Here is a 20560-nt window from a genome sequence, read left to right on the forward strand (position 1 = left end):
TTCTCCTTTTATAGAACGACTTTTTTGCCAGTTTCAGCTGATTCTAATATGGCCAATATTAATTTTACAGGAGCAAGACCGTCTTCTCCAGTTACAATTGGGTTACGATTTTCTTTTACAGCAAGCACCATATCTTCGATGATGCATTGATGCCCTGGTTTGCCGAAAGGATCCGCTTGAATCTCATTTTTTATTTTGTCCGCTTCCTCTTCCGTTACACCTTCGATATCCCATGTTTCAATAAAGTTAGCGTTTCTTCCGCTAATTTTCACCGATGCGGTTTCTCCAAAGATCGCAAGTGATTCTTCTAGATTCTTTGGATAGATGGTCGTTGCTGCTTCGATGACTCCAAGCGCTCCATTCTTAAATTGAACGACAGCTGCTGCGACATCTTCAGTTTCGATTTTGCGTAAGCGGGTAGCCGCCATAGCCTGAACCGATTCTACCGGTCCCATTAACCAAAGCATTAAGTCAAGATCATGTATGGCTTGGTTCATTAGAACACCGCCGTCAAATTCCTTCGTCCCACGCCATTCTGCTTGATCATAGTACGCTTGATTTCGATTCCAGCGTACTGTTGCGTTCGCATGGCTTAATTTCCCGAATGAGCCTGCATCCATCTGCTCTCTCAGTTTTTGAATAGCAGGTCTAAAGCGGTTTGGATGTACAACAGCAAGCTTTACGCTGTTTTCATTCGCATATTTAATCATGTCCTCAGCATCTTGCAGCTTAAGGGACATTGGTTTTTCAACAATAATATGTCTCTTATGCTCTGCAACAATCTTTGTTAAGCGTGCATGTAAACCCGAAGGGACACAAATATTAACAACATCAATCTCCGGATTCTCTTCAAGCATTTGAGCTAAGTCCGTATATTTCTTTACATCTTCATTATCAATTACTAAACGTGCAGGGTTCGTATCGCATATTGCATACAAATTCGCATTTTCAGCCTTTTCGATGGCTTCAATATGCTTGTTTGCAATATGCCCCATACCAACAACGGCAAAGTTAACCATGTTTATAGAATCTCCTAGCATCATTAATATATTTCCAAAGCATCAGTATAAGGATTGCAGCAATAATCCCCAAAACAAGCCCTGCTAATGTCAGTTCTAATTTATACGTGTTTGTTGGGCCTACTTCTTGAGAAACGATGCCCGGCTTTTCAAAGAAGGCTAAATCTGTTTTCATGCTTTGAATAGACGTTTTTGCCTTCGCAGCATCAGCCTCAGATTTTTCAAGCAAAGTAGTAATTTCTTCTGTTTCTTCAATTGTTAAATCTTCACTTTCAAGTCTTTCATTACTAACTCTGATCACATCATTTAATTGGTTAAAGGTTGTTTCATTATTCTTTATAATATCTTCAGTCGTTTGATATCTCAGATCATAGCTGTCAACAAGCCCTTGTTCAATGCCAGTTGCCATCTTCTTAAGGTCCTTTTCCAGCTGCTCTTTATTATCATCAAAAATTTTGATTTTCACATAGCTTTCACTAGAAACATATGCATCAATGACACCATGAACATCTTTGCCATAAGTAGCAACCACATTCGATGGATTTGTTAATGCCTTTAATTTAATGGAACCTGTAAAAACAGATGCAGTCCCTACATATTTGCCATCTTTAGGAACAACATAAGAAGCACCGAATCCTACTAACGTAAATAGAAGCGGAATAATAAGGAAGAAAATTTTCTTCTTCCAAAAGAAAACTAAGTATTCGTATAACGCAAACCTTTTCTGTTCTGCCAAAAAGACCACCATTCCTTTTAAAATAATAGAAACTGCTTAAATGCAAGTAAAGAAACGCCCCCTGCTCGGCGACGTTCCCTTTTATTTTTTATTTTTTGAAAAACTCCGCAATTTTCGCTACTACATATTCTTGCTGTTCTTGTTTCAATTCAGGGAACATTGGCAATGACAACGCCTCTTTAGCTGCCTTTTCTGATTCTGGCATATCTCCTTCTTTATAGCCTAGATCTCTAAATACAGGCTGTACATGGAGTGGCAGCGGATAATAGATCATTGTTTGCACACCTTGTTCTTTTAAGAAAGCCTGTAACTCATCACGCTTCTCTACACGGATTGTGTATTGGTGGAATACGTGGTAATTGCCTTCTTTCTCAACCGGTGTTTTTACTAAGTCCCCTAATTGCTCATTAAGAAGATGTGTGTAGATAGCTGCTCTTTCTCTTCTCAGCTCGCTCCATTTATCTAAATGCGGGAATTTTACGTTTAAAACAGCAGCTTGCATCTCATCCAAACGGCTGTTATAGCCTAATACATGATGATAGTATTTCGGCTTGCTTCCATGAACACGGATTACACGGCTGTTTTCTGCAACCTGGTCATCATTCGTCACAACCATGCCTGCATCTCCGTATGCGCCTAGGTTCTTTGTTGGGAAAAAGCTGTATGTTGCTGCTGTCCCATATTCTGCAACAGTTTTTCCTTTATGCTTTGCACCGATTGCTTGTGCAGCATCACCGATTACTGCAAGTTGATGCTTATCAGCAATTGCACAAATTTCTTCCATATCGGCTGTTTGTCCATAAAGATGAACAGGAATAATCGCTTTTGTTTTTTCAGTGATAGCTGCTTCAATTTTCTTTGGATCGATATTAAATGTTACTGGGTCGATATCAACATATACCGGAGTTGCTCCAGCACGAACAATCGAACCGCCAGTAGCAAAGAAAGTAAATGGTGTTGTAATTACTTCATCACCTGATTTTACTCCTGCTGCTTGTAGTGCAATATGTATGGCATCACTTCCGTTTGCTACACCAATCCCATGACCAACACGGCTATACTCTGCTACATCAGCTTCCAGCTTCTTTACATTGGCTCCTAGAATAAAATGAGAAGAGCTCATCACTTGATCTAAAGCAGAAAGCATTTCTTCTTTCAATGATTGATACTGTTCACTTAAATCTAACATAGGAATATTCATACTCATTTCCTCCAACTTCCTAGATGAAATACTAAATTATTTTAACATAAAATGGCGTTTGAATAGCTATTTTACACTACCTTTAAATGACAAATTTCGAACATAAACGCAAAACTAAATGCTTCTTCTAAAAAAGCCGTTTGCGAGTCGTCCACAAACGGCCTAATGTTATTGTCTTCCAGTTACTTTTCGATATATTTTGATAACAGGCTGATACTTCTCGTGTACTAAGCCGATTGTTTCCGCAAGTACTTCGAGGATCAACAATAATCCGAAGATGATAAAAATACTGACCCATAGCGTTGCCGTTGAAAATAGTATGGCACTAATGCTAAAAATAATTCCAAATCCATAAATGCATAGCACTGTTTTCCGATGAGATAACCCAAGAGCTAACAGACGATGGTGCAAATGCGATTTGTCAGGAGCTGAAATCGGCTTCTTGTTTACAATCCGCCGAATAATAGCAAAGGTAGTATCAAAAACAGGCACACCTAGAATGATAATTGGAACAATAAAACTAAATAAGGTTACACTCTTATACAAACCAAGTAATGACAGAATCGAAATGGCATAACCTAAAAACAATGCCCCTGTATCACCCATAAATATTTTTGCCGGATGGAAATTATGGAACAGAAACCCTAATGTGCTTCCCAGCAAAATAAGAGATAGCATCAAAATGAGCGGCTTCCCTGCTATTCCAGCCATAAAAGCGATGGTTGCAATAACAATCGCAGATATTCCTGCAGAAAGTCCATCAAGGCCATCAATTAAATTAATGGCATTCGTAATGGCTACAATCCAGAAGACCGTAATTGGATAGGTCCAAAAACCAACATCAAACGTACCGATAAACGGAATAGTTAAATGATCTATCGTCAAGCCGCTTCCTACAACAGCAGCTGCAGCAAGCAATTGACCGATTAGTTTATATTTCGCTGAAAGTTCATACTTATCATCAAGGACGCCAGTAATCACAATGATAATCGCACCTACTGTAATCCCAGTTATCTTTTCATTATAGAGACCGCCCACAAAATAGCCTGCAATCACTCCAGCAAAGACAGCCAAACCACCGAGCCTAGGCATGATTTTTGAATGCACTTTCCTATGATTCGGTTTGTCAGTCGCACCAATTTTCAGTGCAAACTTAATGACCAAGGGAGTTATTAGCAAGGACGTCACTAAAGCCGCAATAAATGCAGCTAAAAATTTAATATCCAATGATATCACCTTTAGTTTTTGAATTTATGCAGCCAGATTTATACTACCATATATCAAAAAGAATTCAATTAATTTCATTTTTAAAAATATTCTCTTGTAAGGTATAGCAGTTACTTGCTAATAGTATCACCTCTTTTACAATAAAGTCTTTATTAGTTTTCGACCTTTAATGGAAGTTTCCTCTAAAGTTGACGAATATTATCGAAAAAAGTTTCAAAAAATGAAGAATAATAGAATCTGTCAAAAATTAACTGCGGCTTCTCTTCCAAATTATATTATACTACATTATATGTTATAATTAGATAGGGAAAAATGTAGAAGCTAAAACAGTTATTAATCTTATAAAAATAGTACTACTTTTTAATAAATTTTTAGGAGAGAACAGCATGCTATCGTTAATGAAGCGCATATTTAATGAAGATTCTGCCGAGCTTAAACGTTTATATAAACATGTTACAAGTATTAATGAATTAGAAGAAAAAATGGCGGCTTTAAGTGATGAGGAACTTAAAGAGGCTACTCAATATTTAAAAGAGAAGGTTGCTGAAGGCGTATCTGTTCTTGATATAAAAGAAGAAGCTTTCGCAACAGTAAGAGAAGCTTCTAAACGTGTACTTGGTCTTCGCCATTATGATGTACAGCTGCTTGGCGGTTTAGTTCTTATCGAAGGCGGAATTGCCGAAATGCGAACAGGCGAAGGAAAAACACTCGTTGCTACCCTTCCCAGTTATTTAAGAGCATTGGAAGGCAAAGGCGTACATGTGATTACAGCGAATGAATACTTAGCTAAACGTGACTTTGAGCAAATGGGAAAATTGTTTAATTTTCTTGGCTTGACAGTTGGCTTAAATATTTCTCAAATCTCTGAAACTGAAAAAAGAGAAGCGTATAACGCAGATATTACTTATGGGACAGGTACAGAATTCGGGTTTGATCTTTTGCGCGATAATATGACATCAAGCTTTGAAGAACGTGTTCAAAGACCTTTACATTACGCAATCGTTGATGAAGTTGACAGCATTTTAATTGATGAAGCAAGAACTCCGCTCATCATTGCCAGCAAATCAGATATTGCAACCGAATTATTCTATATTACCTCTGAAATTGTAAAGAATTTTGAAGACGGCAACCAATACGAATTCTACCCTGAAACAAAGCAAATTGTTTTAACAGATAATGGAGCAACAGAGTTTGAACAGGCTTTTGGCTTGAATAATTTATATGATGCTGAGCACCGTGAGCTTCTTCATAACATCATGCAATCATTACGCGCACACGTTGTCATGAGAAAAGATGTTGATTACATTGTGAAAAAAGACGAAATCATGCTTGTCGATCAATTTACAGGAAGAATCATGGAAGGACGTACATTTAGTGATGGACTTCACCAAGCAATCGAAGCTAAAGAAGGCGTGACTGTTAAGGATGAAAATCAGACACAGGCATCCATCACTGTCCAAAACTATTTTAGAATCTATAAAATCCTTTCTGGGATGACTGGCAGTGCGACACCGTCTAAAAAGGAATTTTTTGAAACGTATAATCTTCGAGTGGTTGCTATACCTACGAATAAACCGAATGCTCGTATAGATGAGGAGCCATTAGTTTATAAAAATTATGAGTCTAAGGTTGCGAAAATTGTAGAAGAAGTAGAAAAGCATAATAAAATTGGCCGCCCAGTATTAATTGGGACAACATCCATCGAACAATCCGAAAAGCTTTCAGGCTATCTGGAGAAGGCTGGAATTAAGTATAAAATTCTTAATGCAAAAACAGAAGAAGATGAAGCAAACATCATTTCACAAGCTGGACAGATGAACCAGGTTATGCTTTCTACGAACATGGCTGGGCGCGGAACAGATATTATCTTAGATCCAGCTGTCAGAGACCTTGGCGGCTTGCATATTATTGGCACGGAGCTCCATGAAAGTGAAAGAATTGATATGCAGCTAAGAGGAAGAGCCGGAAGACAAGGTGACCCTGGCTCCACTCAATTTATCATATCGATTGAAGATGATATCTTTAATAGCTATGATAAAGAAGAGATGGACAGGTGGAAGAAGAAAATCAAAACGGATGAAACTGGTCTTATTGTTTCACCAAATCCGGTTAAATTTGTGCTTAAAGTTCAATCCATTGTAGAGGGTGGTCATTTCTCTGCAAGAAACCATCTTTTAAAACTGGATGATGTCGTCAACCAGCAAAGAAAAATTGTTTATGAAAAACGCGATCAGCTGCTGGCAAATACAAATTCTGCAGCTTTGATTATTAACTCATTACAAAGCCATCTTTCTACTACTTTTGAAACATATTGTCCTGCAGAGATTATTACAGAGGCTTCGGCAGCAGACGGGTTGTATGAAGAGCTGACACTTATTTTTGGAGAGCTGCCATTCCAAGCTTCTGATCTAGTCGATCTTGAAAAAGAAGTGATCAAAGGAAAAATCGACCAGCTGTATGAAAACTATATAAATGAAATTAAGACGCTTGAAACAAATGAGGATTTCCAAGCACAGGTTAAATTATTATATCTGCAGAATTTGGATCGTTCATGGGTTGTTCATATGGAAATGATGATGCAATTAAGAGAAGGCTTTAATATTCGCGGCTATGGTCAGGAAGATCCATATCGCCTTTACGAATTAGAAGGCTTCGAAGAGTTCAAGCATTTCTTAGCCGAATTAGATGCTCAAGCGAGCAAGCAATCGAGAATGATCATTCAGCATTTTCTTCCTGGTGAGGAGAAAGAATAAAGAATATGAAAGAATAAGGCGATTCAGCAAAACTCGCCTTATTCCTTTTAAAAGGGGACTGGACAACTAATGGGGATTTTTAATAAGGGAAATAATGAAGCAAACGAACAAGAAGAAAATAAATCGTTGGATATTCGCTCAACAGATAATGAAGAAGGAATTAAGACAGAGCTTTCTTATCATCCAGAATGGGATTTGAGCGTTCAAGAAAAGTATGTATTCCAATATAATCATCAAAAATTGCCCACACTTCAGCCGAACCAAATTGCGATTAACGGCATTAATTTATACGAATATGATGGCGGTTTCGTTATCACTGCTTTCTTAAGAAGCTCCCTTCCTAAGCCTGTAAGCTTTGAAGTAATTGACTTAGTTATTGTGAATGGCGATAATGAACGATTAGCTAGAAAGAGCTTTGAAATGGATCTATTCAGTGAACTCCCTCCTAACTCTTGCAGACCATGGAGATTCTTATTCGAAAATGAGAATAAGCTTGTTGATGAGATTCCTAAGAACAATTGGAAGGTTGTCTTTGAACTGAAGCAGAAGGCTCCGGACGTGCTTCCGCTCGATCTTGAGGATAGCTGGAAAGAAGCATTTAGTGACGAACAGAAACAACATCTAGAGAACATTGTAAAGAACCTTCCGCCATTACGCGAAGGAGAAGTTAATTTCATGGGTCTAGAGGCAAAAATAATTGAAGGTCGTGGATTGGCTGCCACATTATTAATCCGCAATGCAAGCAACCGCAGCATTACGATTGAAAACCTGCCACTCGTATTTGAAGATGCTTCCGGCGAAGCTGTTGCTCAGGCAGGCTTTCAACTAAACAACCTTGAGATCAAGAGCCAAACATGCAAGCCATGGACCTTTGTTTTCCCAGAATCAGCAATTAAAAAAGAAAATCTAGATCTATCAAAATGGAAAACTTATGTTCCTCAAAATGCAGCTGTTAATATGAAAGAAGAGGCCTGAAGCTAAGCTTCAGACCTCTTTTTTATACTATAAAATAAAGATAGTAGAACGATCGGGTTAGATGATTAATTAGCTAGTTCCAGCCCAGACAAGCAAGATGGACTGCTGCATGGCGCCGCGTGCCATAAAACAGTCCATCTTATGTTCTTGAGGAGCTAAGAGCCCTAGCTAGATGACCTAGGCACTTATGCTTTTCTTATAGTGAAAAGTAATCAATATGTGTGTCCATTTTCGTTATGTACATATTATCGCCAAGTCCGTACTGACCGCCATGCTTATCATCATATGTATATACACGGTATTTCTCGCCCGCTTTAAGTACTCTTTCAACAACTAAATTATCGTTGCTATCACGTTTCCATAGATTAATAGACTTCTTAATTTCAACTACGCCAATTTGACCTGACTTTACTTCAAGTCCTCTGAATTCTCCCGGCGGTGGTGGTGAAGCTTCAAAATTTGTGAATCGCTTCGCGCCTACGTATTTATTTTTCCAATATTTATCGTTTAAACCATTGATTCTAACGCCGTCAGAAGTGGAGGCATGAATAAAGTTATTGTCACCAATATAGATCCCTGCATGGGATACGCCAGATCCAGATGTATTAAAGAAAACAGCATCCCCTGGCTTTAAATCCGATTTAGCAACAGTTTCGCCAACATTATACTGATCTGCAGAACTTCTAGGTAAATTATTTACATTAAAATTTTCATATATGTATGTGATATATCCTGAACAATCAAAGCCTTTTGGTGATTCTCCTGCCCAAACATAAGGAGTTCCAATGAATTTCTTGCTATATTCTACTAGATCATCCGTACTAGATGCACTTGCGCTGCCTGCTCCGAAAACTGCTGGAAGAAGCAATGCTCCCGTAATGACTACTTTCGCTAAAATCTTCATTTAAACCTCCCGAAAATAAGAAGAATGTCGTATATTATCGCTACAAGTATGATTTTACATTATTTTCAGGTAATTTATCATTTCAAATCTATTAAATAATTCTTGTTATATTACAGGCATGTTACAATTTAAACGATTTTGAGAAACAATACTAAAGAACTAGCCAAATTATCCCATTTCATGAAAAATATTTCCGATAACTGAAAAAAAAGAAATAAACCTTCTTAGCATGTAAGAAGGTTTACGAAAAGTCTGGCCAATTCTTTTGGAATTGATCTCCTTTAACTTTTCCGAGTGTTCTATATCGAAAAGGCATTAAGTCACTTGTGTCTTTGTCCATATACTCTAAAGCTAATTCTAACGGAATGAGATTAAATTGCTCCTGTGCCTCGGAAAGAAAAAAAGCATCTTTAATTCTTCCGCTTTTCTTCGTATCAATTAATAGAAAGGCCGGATAATAGCTGCCATCCTTTGCTTCAAGAATTGCTTTTGCTGTAATAAAACCTTTTTTCTCTTGTTCGATATCTTCATTCTCGGTTTTATCTAGAGCCTTTTGAGCCCAGCCTTGCCTCTTATAACCCCCAATGATTTTGGGAGGATCTTTTTCAAACTGTTTTTTTACTTGTTCCATATCATTCGAACCCATTGACATTCTTTTCCCTCCAACGAAAAGGGTTTCTATAAATTATCCCATAAAAGAGCACAAAATAGAATTGCTTGTACTAGCGTACCATATCATAAATGACAAATCAAACCAATACAAATAACATTTTTTGTAAAGCGCAATCATAACAAGGGCCAAATTCCCCAATTCAGTATAAAAAATCAGGGAGAAATTTGGCCTCTTATCCATTCTTTATTTAGTTATATACAGCTTGAATTTGGTCAATAAAAATGGCACCGCTATTTTTATTTGCATCATTTGTTTCCATGTAACGTACTGGCGCTTCAATAACTAATGGTGTTTTGATAGTTTGTGGAACAGCTGCTTCGATATACTTCCAGCCAGTCCAATTTAAATTCTTTGTGAAATCTAGCTGAATCTCTTGGCCACTGCCATCCTTTAGCTGCATTCTTAGCCAATGCCCTTTGCCATCCCCGTAAACCCACATGCCGATTTTTTTCGGGTGGCCTTTTACAGCAATCGGTTTAATGGCATCAATATAAGCGCCTGATGTACCTGTAGTACCAGTAAAGTCATAGCTTAGCTTTGCTGCTGATTTTCCTGTTTTGCTTAAAGGATCTTGGATTAGGTTAACACTCTTATATCTTGCTCCAGATGCCTTATAGTTTGCTACTCCGTTCTCAAAGCCTTCAATAAGAATCGGCTCAGGTGTACCAACTGTTACAGCAATTTTTGCTAAAATCTTTCCATGGGAAACAGTAATCGTGCCTGTTCCTTTTGCAGATCCAGCTTTAAATTCACCTTTATTATTAATTGTACCTAGGCTAGCCGGTGATACACTCCATTTGAACAAAGCAGGATCTGTAATCACTGTTTTGCCTTTATAGATGCCCTTCGGCTGAATCTTATAAATCGTGTTGTTTTCAACAATGATATCCTTTTCATCCACTTGTATGCTATCAAGCGTATTAATTAAATTCACCTTAATTTTGCTGCTAATATTGCCTGATGAAACAGTAATCTCACTAGTGCTTAAAGAAGTGGAAGCTGTATAGCTGCCATCCGCATTTTTCTTCAATGCTGGAGAACTGTATGCTACTTGTGAAACAGGAACCGCATTATAGAATTGATCCATTCCTTTAACAGTCAAGCCTAAATCTTTATATGTCGCACCTGCAAACAAAGTAAGCTCTTTCGGATTGACGACAAGCTGATTAAGAGGTCCCTTCATCCATTGACTGATAAACAATAAGGAATTGGAAACGGAACGCTCTGCTCCATCTGAAGGCTTGTTCACTACTGAAACGGAATCATTCCCATGATCTCTTACAACCATTGTAGAAGATCCGCCTCCATCAAAGGTAAATGCTTGGATAGCACCGAGGTCTTTCATGACAGTAGCCATTTCCTCTAAGGAGAGACCCACACTGTGAAGTGCGTTACGCCCATCAACAACGACCGTGACAATTCCGCCATCCGCTTTAATACCTATTGCCGATCTTGGATGAACACCAGCAACAGTCTGCTTAACAACTGATCCATTTTTCACTAAGTGGTAACGGCCGCTCAACGCTTCCACCACTTGGTTCCAATCAGTTGAACCAAAATCTGCCTTTACTTCAATCTTGTCACCTACGGCAATTGTTTTTAAGTAATTACTGCCCAAATTATGACCAGAAAGAACAAATTCACCGCTATTTAATTTCTCGTCCCCTACATTCTCTACCACTCTAACAACCGTTCCCGTTAACACACTATGACCGTTCAATTGGCCAGAGTCTGTTTTTACAACAACCTCTGTTCCAAGATTATTTGTACGTGTAGAACTTGCAAAAGCTGGTGTATAAAGAACAAGATGGTTGGCCAGCCTATTTCTATTAACAGAATTAATCCAGTAAGCATTCTGTCCATTTACTTGAACAGAAATTTTCAATTGCGGATTGCCTATTAATGGCTTGCCATCCTTTGTTACACCGAAAACAGCTAATTCGTTCAATGCCGTCTGACTCGTAGCAACAATTTCACCCTTTTGAATCATTAGATCTACAGGGTGGCCGTTTTTATCAAAATAGTCACCGTTGATACCCGCTACTACATGTTTCTCTAAAGTTTGGGCATTATTTGCTTGTTTGGATACAGGTTCAAATCCATATAATTGACCTTTTGCCAAACCTGTTTCTAAGCTAATCTTTTCTGTCTTGCCATCATACTCAACTGTATAGATTTTTTGCTTTCCTCTGTTACTCGTTACAGAAAGCTCTGTCTCTGTTACCCCAGGAGCAATTTTTTTAGATTGCTGCTGTGTAATTTTTCCGATTGAAAGATTTCCTATCGGCTTTGTTGTCGATCCGCCACCGCTATATGCGGCCTCAAGCTCTGCCAGTTTTTTCTTAGATGGCGTCCGGTAATCGACATAACCAGCCATCTTTGTAATATAGTAACCTCCGCCAAGTCCATATTGGCCTCCGAAGAGATTGTCATAGCGATACACTCGATATTGCTCACCAGGCTTTAAAACCCGTTCAAATACAAGCTTATTTCCTTCTCTTTTCCATAGATTAATAGGCTTAATTACTTTTATTTTCCCCACTTGGCCTTTAACCATAAGAAGCCCGTCCCAATAAACTTTCGGCTCGCTTGCAGAAGCCTGAGAGCTTAAACCAAATATCAATGCAACAACTACTGCTAACTTAACTATCCACTTTTTCGTCATTTTCCCTCTCCTTCATTCTACTATTCTCTTATTATATGACATTTTCCCAGTTATTTGGACAAATAACTGGATAAAACGACTTTTGAACTAATAAACTTAAGAGGGGAGCTGACATTATTTGATATGCAGCGATTAATCTGAAGAATTTGCTAGTTTTCCGGTCCTTTTGTGCTGTTTTCCGGTCTAATTTTTTGTTTATCGGCCACTTTTACTCGTTTTCAGGCCACTTCCTCTTATTTACGGGCCACTTTCTTAGTTTATCAGCCACTCTTCATATTTACGGGCCAATCAGCCAATAGAATAGCAAAAAAGCCTGCGGGCGGCTCCCACAGGCTTTTTCTAAAATAAACTTTCAATAAATTGATAGGTTAGCGGTGCCAGTCTTTGCAATTTCGCTCGGGAATTGTCATCGCGATAATATAGCGCAAATGCTTCTGCGAAGTATTCCTCACGATAATTAAGGAAATACTTCTCACTCAAGAACAATCTTCCTTTTTCCAGATTCCAAATCGCATTGAAAGCTTCTGATGATGATACATGGTTCTTCAAAATACTATCAACGGAATGTGCTAGCTCATGGAGCTCTAAATTAATGGAACCATGTCCGCTTCCTCTTTCACTATAACCTATTCGAACGACGACCGCTTTTCCACCGCCGACTCCAGGAACATCATCCCACGTCTTATTCGTATCCTCCCAGCCTCTTGGGGCTACGCCTTTTAGGTGTGCATATTCGGCTGTATCTGTGATCGGTCCATTTACTAGATGGATATGTATTTGATGATCAATTAGCTGCGTTAAAATAGGTTCCGGCAAATGCCCTAATCGCTCTTTCACTTGTTCAACAGCCGTCGTATTATATTCTTCTTTCGGAAGAGTCACTATGTTTTCAACAAGGCATTTATGGTCACAATCTAATAGCTTGCGCTTAGAAGCTGATGGCGTTTCATAAATAACATGCCCTTTCACTTTCGTAATATAGGCATCGCCCCCAACCCCATATTGGCCGCCGTAAAGATCATCCATACGATACACGCGATATTTCTCACCAGGCTGAAGCAATCTTATAAATTGAAGACCATCCTCTGTTCGCTTCCAAAGATTGATAGGTTTAACAACTGTGACACGTCCAATTTGTCCTTTTTTCAGCTCGACTCCATCCCAATACACAGTCGCAGCCTTGGAATCCTCGGGATGTATTGATAGAAAAAGGATGAATACAGCAAATATAAAAACTAGTTTCTTCAAATGATATCCCTCCAGCTCGTACCTTTATTGTATGTCGATTCCCTGGAAAAAGATAGAGACTTTTCTATCTAAAAAACCTATGGGGCACAAGCTCAGACTGCAATCCAAAAGAAGGATTGCGATTCTGAACGAATACCCCACAGGCATCATAGCATATTAATTTTTATTAACAGTTAGAGTGTAAGGGTTTAAAGTTGTATTGCCGAATGAATCACGCACCTTAATATGGTAGGTGCCTTTGCTAAGGTTAAAGTTTAGAACCTCATTATCCCCGCTTGAATAGTAATCAGCTGTTGTTACTAGCTTGCCATTTTTATAGAGGGAAATCACTCCATCCACTTCAATGCCTGTTGCAAGTTCAATCGTGCCAGTCGTATTCTTATCAAGTTTTAATTCATACCAGTCTTCATCCCCGTAAGGAACACCAGCATTTAAATGACCTGTTGCCTGCAAATGCTTGGATGATTTCTCTTTAAGTTTCAGCGGCTTTGATGGAACGTTATTTTTTACAACTGAATCTTTATCCTCATCGTTTTTATTAACAGGGTTAAGTGTTAATACGTATGGCATTAACGAGAAAGATTGGAAGCCATCGAAATAGGCAGAAGCTGTGATGAAATAATTCTTGCCTTTTTCTGTTTTAAAAGAACCGTATGTTTTTCCTTGCTCAGCACCTTTTGCAATATACTGGGACTTAGCAATTTCTTCATCATCTAATTTACGGTTTTTATTCGTATCCTCAACAATAACTAAATTGCCATAGAAAGGACTAACTAGCTCCTTCGGATACTGGGATTTAAACTTATCGCTTACTTGCTTTCTCTCTAGTTTAATGCCGTAAATATCATTCTGTTTGCCCTCAAAATAGAAAACATCCTGATCATTCGGCAGAGCAAAATTGCCTTCGATTACATTTGCAGTAAGATTCTTCGCATTTTCCGGCTTATCATTGTCCTCATATTTATCCTGTGGATTTTTCACTACAAGCTTCGAAGTAAACTGATAAGGATCAAATGAAATACTGCCATTATAATAATTCGTGTTTACTTTAACATAATACGTTTCATTCTTCTTTAATCCTGTAAAGATAGAAGTGCCAAGCTCACCAGATTGCCAGAATGAATACTCATTTGTACTAATCATTTCAGTGTATGAATACTCTTCTCCGTTCTGATCTTTTTCTTCCTTCACTTGGTAGATTCCTAACATTGGAATAGAGGCATCTTTATCAGATAAAATAAACTCATAGATTCCATTCTCTTCAGGCGTAAAGCTAAACCAATCCTCATCCTCTAATGTTTGAAGATAGCCAGTTGCAGAATCGCCAATTTTATAAGGCTGAGCCCCGTCTTTGATCATTTGCACATAGTCAAATTCCTCTTCTTGAGGAGGCGTTGTAATAAGCCCTAATTGTTTTTCAAGCATACTCATTTCCTCTTCCTCAGAGAAAAATACTGGCAATGAATCCTCATCTGGAGGAAGAACCTTGCCTTCCACATTTAACTGATAAGGGATTGCTGAAGATTCAGGGCTTTGCTCTTCCTCCATCATTCCCATATTCATGAAGAAATCAAAAATACCAAAATAGTTGCTGTCTTTATTCGATACTTTAATTAATAATTCAGTCTCAGGGTTGGCAGTAAAGGATAAAATTTCACCTTCACCTTTGCCTTTATTGTTCGCATAATATGATGGTTCTTCTGGGAATTGAGCTAGCTCCTCAGGCAGCTCTGCCTCCTGCTGCATTTCTCCTTCTGCCATTTCAGATGGAAGCCATTTCTCATAAACACTTATACTTGTATCTACACCTGGAATACCAGAAAGGTCCACACGAACAACTTGCTCTTCTTCAACAGAGAAACGGTAGTAATCATCATCGCCCTCTTCACCAATCAAAGTAAAGTTTTCCTTTCCGGATTTATACGGCAGCTTCAGATCAATCGGTGTCTCAAGTGTAGATTCATCTTTTGGCAGCGCTGTATATTTTTTCACGGAGAGATTGTACTTGGATTGCTGACTTTTAGAGTCATCATAGCTGCCATTTACATCCTTTACTGCAAAGGTAAGCTTCCCAGAGGCAGGAACTTTATATAGCTTGCCTTCTGTTTTCCCATCCAGCACTTTATTGACATCGACTTTTTCTTTGCCATCAGGTGAATTGATAAGAAGTTTGTAGTCAAATTGCTTTGCACCCTCTAGAGAAAATTGAATGTACTCCCCAGCCTTCACCTCTGTTTGGTACCATTTTTCTTCAAATGGCTTTGTAATAACTCCATTGATAATAGAAGTTTTCGCTAAGTCTACTTCTTCTGCCTTTGCTAGAATTTCTTTAACTGTCAAATCTTTGTTTGTTAAATTTGGCAGTTTCTTCATATCAAAGTTAAGTGCGGCAACCGGGTTAACGAGTCCATTTCCGTATTTAACATCAAACCCTTTTTCTCCCAAATCCTCTGTTGTATGCTCTAAAATATACTCTACCTGCATCGGTGTTAATTTTGGATTTTTTGATAAAAGCAGAGAAGCAACACCTGCTACCACTGGAGAAGCCATTGAAGTACCGCTCATTTTAACAAAGCTTGACTTCTTTTCATAATCATAGAGCGTGCTATACACTTCATCTCCAGGTGCAACCAAATCAACTGATGGTCCATATGAGGAGAAGTCTGATAGCTTCTTTTCTTTGTTCACAGATCCGACGCTAATAACTCCCTCGTATGCAGCTGGATAGCTTGCAATAGCAGCACCGTCATTTCCTGCTGCTGCAACGATGGTAATATTTTTATCCAATGCTTTTTTAATCGCTTCCTCAATAACTGGCGATTTCATCGGTCCGCCTAAACTCATATTGATTACTTTGGCACCCTTTTCCACTGCGTGTAAAATTCCATCAGCAATCGCATAGTCGTATGCCCCATACCCACGGTCAAAAACATCGATTGGAAGGATGCTAACATTTGGATTTACTCCAAAACCGCCAATGCCATTATTTTTGTTCCCAGCAATAATCCCCGTCACATGTGTTCCGTGGAAATCAGGAGTTCCTTGATTCATCGGGTTTACTGCATTATAGCTAGGCAGCAGCTTCCCTTTTAGCTCTGGGTGCTGCATGTCCACACCTTGGTCAATGACAGCAACAGTCACCTTATTCTTCCCGGCCAGCTGGTGCGCTTTATTCAGGTTTAGCATATCAATATAGTACTGCTCAGATACTTTTGGATCTTTAGCATTTAAAGGTTTGTACAATGCACTTGGATTCACTGAATTTACATGAGCGAATCCCTTATATTTCTCCATTACTTTTTGAAGATTCTTTTTGTTATTAACTTTAACAACGGCATAGTTAAGAGTAGGAAAATTCTTAAGCAATGTTCCTCCCGCAATCCGATGTTCTGCTTGAGTAAGCGATTTCGAATATTTAATGATAATTGTATCCTCACTTAAAGCCTTTTCATTGGCCAAGTCCAGCTTTTTCTGAAGCTGTGGATTACTTACGTTTATCGCTGCTACATCCGCTGATTTTTTTTCGGCAAAAGCTGATGTTCCCGCTGCTAGATTACTAGAAATTAAGCCAAGCCCAACTGTAACCGATAAGGCATTTCTAACCCATTTTTTCATAGTATCCCCCTATTTTCTGTACTCACTTTATCTTACTAATAATTACCAAATAATAGCAAGCGATATCCTATTCAAACTTTTTACTAATTTCGACAGGCAGATCCTTCATCGTGCCCATTAAACAAATTGGAGCTGCTCAACATGAATAATCAGATCTCCTTGTCCACAAGCAGTGCCGACCACCGCTTGTGAACACTGTTAGCGTGAAAGGATTCCTTTTGCTAGATATCTAGCTGTTTGCTTCTTTCCGATTGCTTTCATTGCTGAAAGTTCTAGTTTGGAAGGATGAAGGGGGGTAATAATGGATGGTCCCTCTTCTTTTTGAACAGAATCTGATTGACTGACAATCATTTCACCAGCGTCGATTCCTTTTTTGGCCTGCACTTGATTACCGGATTGCATGCCAGCTTTCATTTCTCTTTGCTCTAGCCTTCCGCTTGCTGTAATAACCCAGACAAAGGATTTCTTTTTACTCCTCACAACAGACTCCTTTGGAACCATTATTGCTCCGTTCACCTCTTTTGTTATAAGTCTTATGTTCACATGCGACCCTTGAAGTAACTCTTGAGGTGCCTCTTCATCCAATTGAATCGTAAATGGATAGCTGCTTTTCTTCTTCTCAGAAACACGGCCAGCTGGAAGGTTATCAGCTTCTTGTAATGTCCCCTTCCATGGATTCTTTATTAAATTAGAGGAAAGCACAGCTGTCATCCCAGCTTCTGCTTGAATCCGTTCCTCTTCATTAAAGCTGCCTCGAATTGTTGGCGTCAGAGAATTGATTGTTATCAGCGGATTTTCTAAGCCGATATTCACATCGCTAACAATGCCCTCATACTCACTAACAACAGTCAATTTCCCCTCGCTTGCCTGAAGTGCTTCTAATTCCTGTTCGTACTTTTCAGCTGTTTTCCCTAACATTTCTGCCTGTAATTCTTTATCGTATATATCTTGCTCGACGCTATGTATAATTGCTCGTCCTTCCGCCTTCTCTTCCTCCTCAAACATTAACGTATCTCTATAGCGGGTAAGCTCAGAAATATGATCTTCTATAGCTGAAATCTGGTTTTCTATCTTAGTAATTTCAGCCTCCATTCGGACACGATCTGCCTCAATATCAGCCGAAATATATTCATATAAAGGAGTACCTATTGTTACCTCTTCTCCTTTTTTCACAAAAAACTGTTTAAAAGAGCCCATTTTTTCATCATAGTAATAATGGTAATTATCAGATGGTGAAACAACACCTTCCTTATGAAGCATTTCTTTTATATCTTCTTTTTTGGCTGCTGAATATTGATCAACAAATGCGGCTCGCTCAATCTTTGATTGATCTTTTAAAATGAGGTAGAAATTTCCGGAAATGACTAGACAGCCAGCTCCTATCAGCAGCTTTTTGATGTGCTTTCTCAAGTAATCACCACCTGTTTATATAAGACTTTCAATTTTCAAATAGGATAATAATGTTGAAATTAACCAAAAGAATAGATTTACACAAATAATTAAAATGAAAATAACCGTAGGGTTCTTTTCACTCATCCTCTTTATGCATACATATTGAAAAATAATCACCCAAATTTTAAAAATTGAGATATGTGATAAGAAATATACGACAATCATATTCGATGTAATATATCTAGCTATTACCCCTAACCCAAATGGAGAGAATTCAGAACCGATCCCTAGGGAAACATTGAAAGGGAGCAGGATAGCTTTCTCAACCAATAAAATACTGAGTACAAATAATTGAATGACAACTAATTTCTTATATGGAAGGTCCATTAAAGCCCACAGAATAATTGACCAGCCGAAGAGGACAAATGCTGCAAAACCGGCTCCCCATATAACCTTCCCGATTCCTGCTATTGCCTTCTTTGCCTCAAGCTCCTGCTGAGGGATTCCGGCAATTTCTTTTGCTAGAAAGTCCAATCCTACACCGTAATAACTAGCAATAGCAGATAGAAAAATACTAAATAAAATGAGGAATACAACCTTTTTCCAAAGCCCTCTTATTTCTTCCGCCTTCTCCATTTGATAGGAGAAACTACTTGGATGCAGCAACCCTTTAAAAAGTTGCACGTAATAGACCATAAGCTGTACCTCCAAACGAATTCTATTTCTATTTTAACCCACATATTGTCTCAATTCCCATTTTAAACCCTAAAATTGACGAAATTAGGAAATTGTTCACAAGTTATGATAGACACCAATAAAAAAAGGAGATTCACCCATTCCAATAAAGATGTGAATCTCCTCTTGCAATCTATTTTTTTCAGGAAGCTGCCTGCTACCCAGTTAGTTATTTGTGTAGACGTGTTTTGTTTTGTCGTAATTTAGGTAGAAGCCGCCGCCTAAGTCTAGCTTATTGCCATTGATAGCATACACTCTAAACACTTGGCCATTTTTCAATATTTTAGCTGTATTGCCAGCCGCATCAATAAGCGGACTATCAGCTTTTATTTGGATGGTCCCTTTATAAAAAGAAACATCCGTTCCTTTTTTAATGTAATATCCACCGCCAACATAGTAAGCATTTTCATCATAGCTGAATACTTTAACGATTTCGCCAGGAATCATTTTACGGTGAACTTTGCCATCTGGCTTATATAAATCGATATTTTTACTCTTAATATGCAATCGGCCAATATAAACGCTCATCTTGCTGCTATTGGCTGCAATGACATAATTGCCGCCGAGATTATAATTGTTGCCTAATGTACCGAATACTTTATAAGAAAAGCCCTTTTTCAAGATCTTTTCTGTTTTTCCGTCTGGACTAATAAGCGGCATATCTGCTTTCAAATACACAGACGCTGCTGGAAGCTTCGATGTCCATTCACTGCTTACATTTGGAATCGCTAAGTTAATTTGCTTCATCTCATCAAAAATACTTAAAACCTTTTCGCCGTATCCATTCCCAGGAACAGCCCACCGATTATTTAAATCCGTCCAATAAGGTGCAATTCCCCGCTTTACATAATCAAAACGAGGGTCAATCTTCTCAGTTACAAGCGGTTCATTGTTCGCATATGCCTTCAAATGCTGGATTTGTGCACGCACACCTTCCTCAGGCGTATTGAAAAAGGCTCCTTGTGCTCCGCCGCCAACCGCACCAATGCCAGAAAAATTGTTTTGCTCAGGTAACACATCGTTGCCATATTGGAAAAATCCCGTTTCATGGATAGCTTGTGCAAAGGCAATGTCCCCACGAATGCCTTCCATCCTTCCAATGGATAAATATAAATCTGCTAATCTATAAATATCGACAGTCGTTAACTTAGGATCTGGCTTTTTCAGCAAGACAAAATCACCCATTTGCTTTGCCGTTAATATAGAATTCCCTTCTATGGCCACTTTTTCACTAGCAGCTTCTGCAGATACAGTTGGAATCAGACTCATAACTAAAACAAACAGCAATAAATAAACTTTTTTCATCACTTTCTCCCTTGCAATTGATTTCTAGATGATTATTTCTATTCGTCATACTTACTTTCTATTTTCTCGTAAATTTAAATAATCGTAAAGGTGTTTTCAATACTAAAAATAT

14 protein-coding genes are annotated in these 20560 nt (G+C 38.4%); 2 read left to right on the forward strand and 12 right to left on the reverse strand.

What is annotated here, in order from left to right; genetic code table 11:
• Window positions 1-8: 8 nt before the first annotated feature.
• The 4 genes from ASU02_RS22360 to ASU02_RS22375 all read right to left on the reverse strand — a co-directional run bounded on the left by ASU02_RS22360 (window position 9) and on the right by ASU02_RS22375 (window position 4183).
• A complete protein-coding gene (locus ASU02_RS22360) occupies window positions 9-1019 on the reverse strand; it encodes a Gfo/Idh/MocA family protein (RefSeq protein ID WP_057767642.1) in 1011 nt (336 codons plus the stop codon).
• Window positions 1012-1755, reverse strand: coding sequence for a hypothetical protein (locus ASU02_RS22365; protein WP_057767643.1), 744 nt, complete (start codon window positions 1753-1755; stop codon window positions 1012-1014). The genes ASU02_RS22360 and ASU02_RS22365 overlap by 8 nt, the downstream gene beginning before the upstream one ends.
• A gap of 88 nt (window positions 1756-1843) precedes the next feature.
• Window positions 1844-2956 carry a DegT/DnrJ/EryC1/StrS family aminotransferase gene (locus ASU02_RS22370; RefSeq protein WP_057767644.1) on the reverse strand — a complete coding sequence of 371 codons (1113 nt, stop codon included), beginning with the start codon at window positions 2954-2956 and terminating at the stop codon, window positions 1844-1846.
• Window positions 2957-3124: 168 nt separating this feature from the next.
• Complete coding sequence (locus tag ASU02_RS22375; RefSeq protein ID WP_057767645.1) at window positions 3125-4183, reverse strand: glycosyltransferase family 4 protein; 1059 nt, start codon at window positions 4181-4183, stop codon at window positions 3125-3127.
• 386 nt (window positions 4184-4569) lie between these two features.
• Here ASU02_RS22375 and secA2 point away from each other — a divergent pair, with 386 nt between their 5' ends.
• Both secA2 and ASU02_RS22385 read left to right on the forward strand, forming a co-directional pair.
• Window positions 4570-6936, forward strand: a complete 2367-nt coding sequence (gene secA2, locus ASU02_RS22380) for an accessory Sec system translocase SecA2 (protein ID WP_057767646.1) — start codon at window positions 4570-4572, stop codon at window positions 6934-6936.
• Window positions 6937-7005: 69 nt separating this feature from the next.
• Complete coding sequence (locus ASU02_RS22385; RefSeq protein ID WP_057767647.1) at window positions 7006-7911, forward strand: accessory Sec system S-layer assembly protein; 906 nt, start codon at window positions 7006-7008, stop codon at window positions 7909-7911.
• A 196-nt stretch (window positions 7912-8107) separates the two neighbouring features.
• Here ASU02_RS22385 and ASU02_RS22390 read toward each other — a convergent pair whose 3' ends face one another.
• The 8 genes from ASU02_RS22390 to ASU02_RS26105 form a co-directional block, all read right to left on the reverse strand.
• On the reverse strand, window positions 8108-8815 hold the full coding sequence (locus ASU02_RS22390; protein WP_057767648.1) for a C40 family peptidase: 708 nt from the start codon (window positions 8813-8815) through the stop codon (window positions 8108-8110).
• A gap of 241 nt (window positions 8816-9056) precedes the next feature.
• Window positions 9057-9467 (reverse strand): hypothetical protein, encoded by a 411-nt coding sequence (locus ASU02_RS22395; RefSeq protein ID WP_057767649.1) that lies wholly within the window; start codon window positions 9465-9467, stop codon window positions 9057-9059.
• 208 nt (window positions 9468-9675) lie between these two features.
• A complete protein-coding gene (locus ASU02_RS22400) occupies window positions 9676-12153 on the reverse strand; it encodes a phosphodiester glycosidase family protein (protein WP_057767650.1) in 2478 nt (825 codons plus the stop codon).
• Window positions 12154-12492: 339 nt separating this feature from the next.
• Entirely contained in the window at window positions 12493-13401 is a 909-nt protein-coding gene (locus ASU02_RS27100) for an anthrax toxin lethal factor-related metalloendopeptidase (protein WP_232426323.1), read from the reverse strand.
• Window positions 13402-13557: 156 nt separating this feature from the next.
• Complete coding sequence (locus ASU02_RS22410; protein ID WP_057767651.1) at window positions 13558-17016, reverse strand: S8 family peptidase; 3459 nt, start codon at window positions 17014-17016, stop codon at window positions 13558-13560.
• Between the two features lie 198 nt (window positions 17017-17214).
• Complete coding sequence (locus ASU02_RS22415; protein WP_057767652.1) at window positions 17215-18426, reverse strand: efflux RND transporter periplasmic adaptor subunit; 1212 nt, start codon at window positions 18424-18426, stop codon at window positions 17215-17217.
• A gap of 15 nt (window positions 18427-18441) precedes the next feature.
• The gene (locus ASU02_RS22420) at window positions 18442-19104 is read right to left on the reverse strand and encodes a hypothetical protein (protein WP_057767653.1); all 663 of its coding nucleotides are present in this window, start codon (window positions 19102-19104) and stop codon (window positions 18442-18444) included.
• A gap of 204 nt (window positions 19105-19308) precedes the next feature.
• The gene (locus ASU02_RS26105) at window positions 19309-20448 is read right to left on the reverse strand and encodes a glucosaminidase domain-containing protein (protein WP_232426324.1); all 1140 of its coding nucleotides are present in this window, start codon (window positions 20446-20448) and stop codon (window positions 19309-19311) included.
• Between the last annotated feature and the right edge of the window lie 112 nt (window positions 20449-20560).

This window comes from Cytobacillus praedii, assembly GCF_001439605.1.
In the GTDB taxonomy this organism is placed as follows: Bacteria; Bacillota; Bacilli; order Bacillales; family Cytobacillaceae; genus Cytobacillus; species Cytobacillus praedii.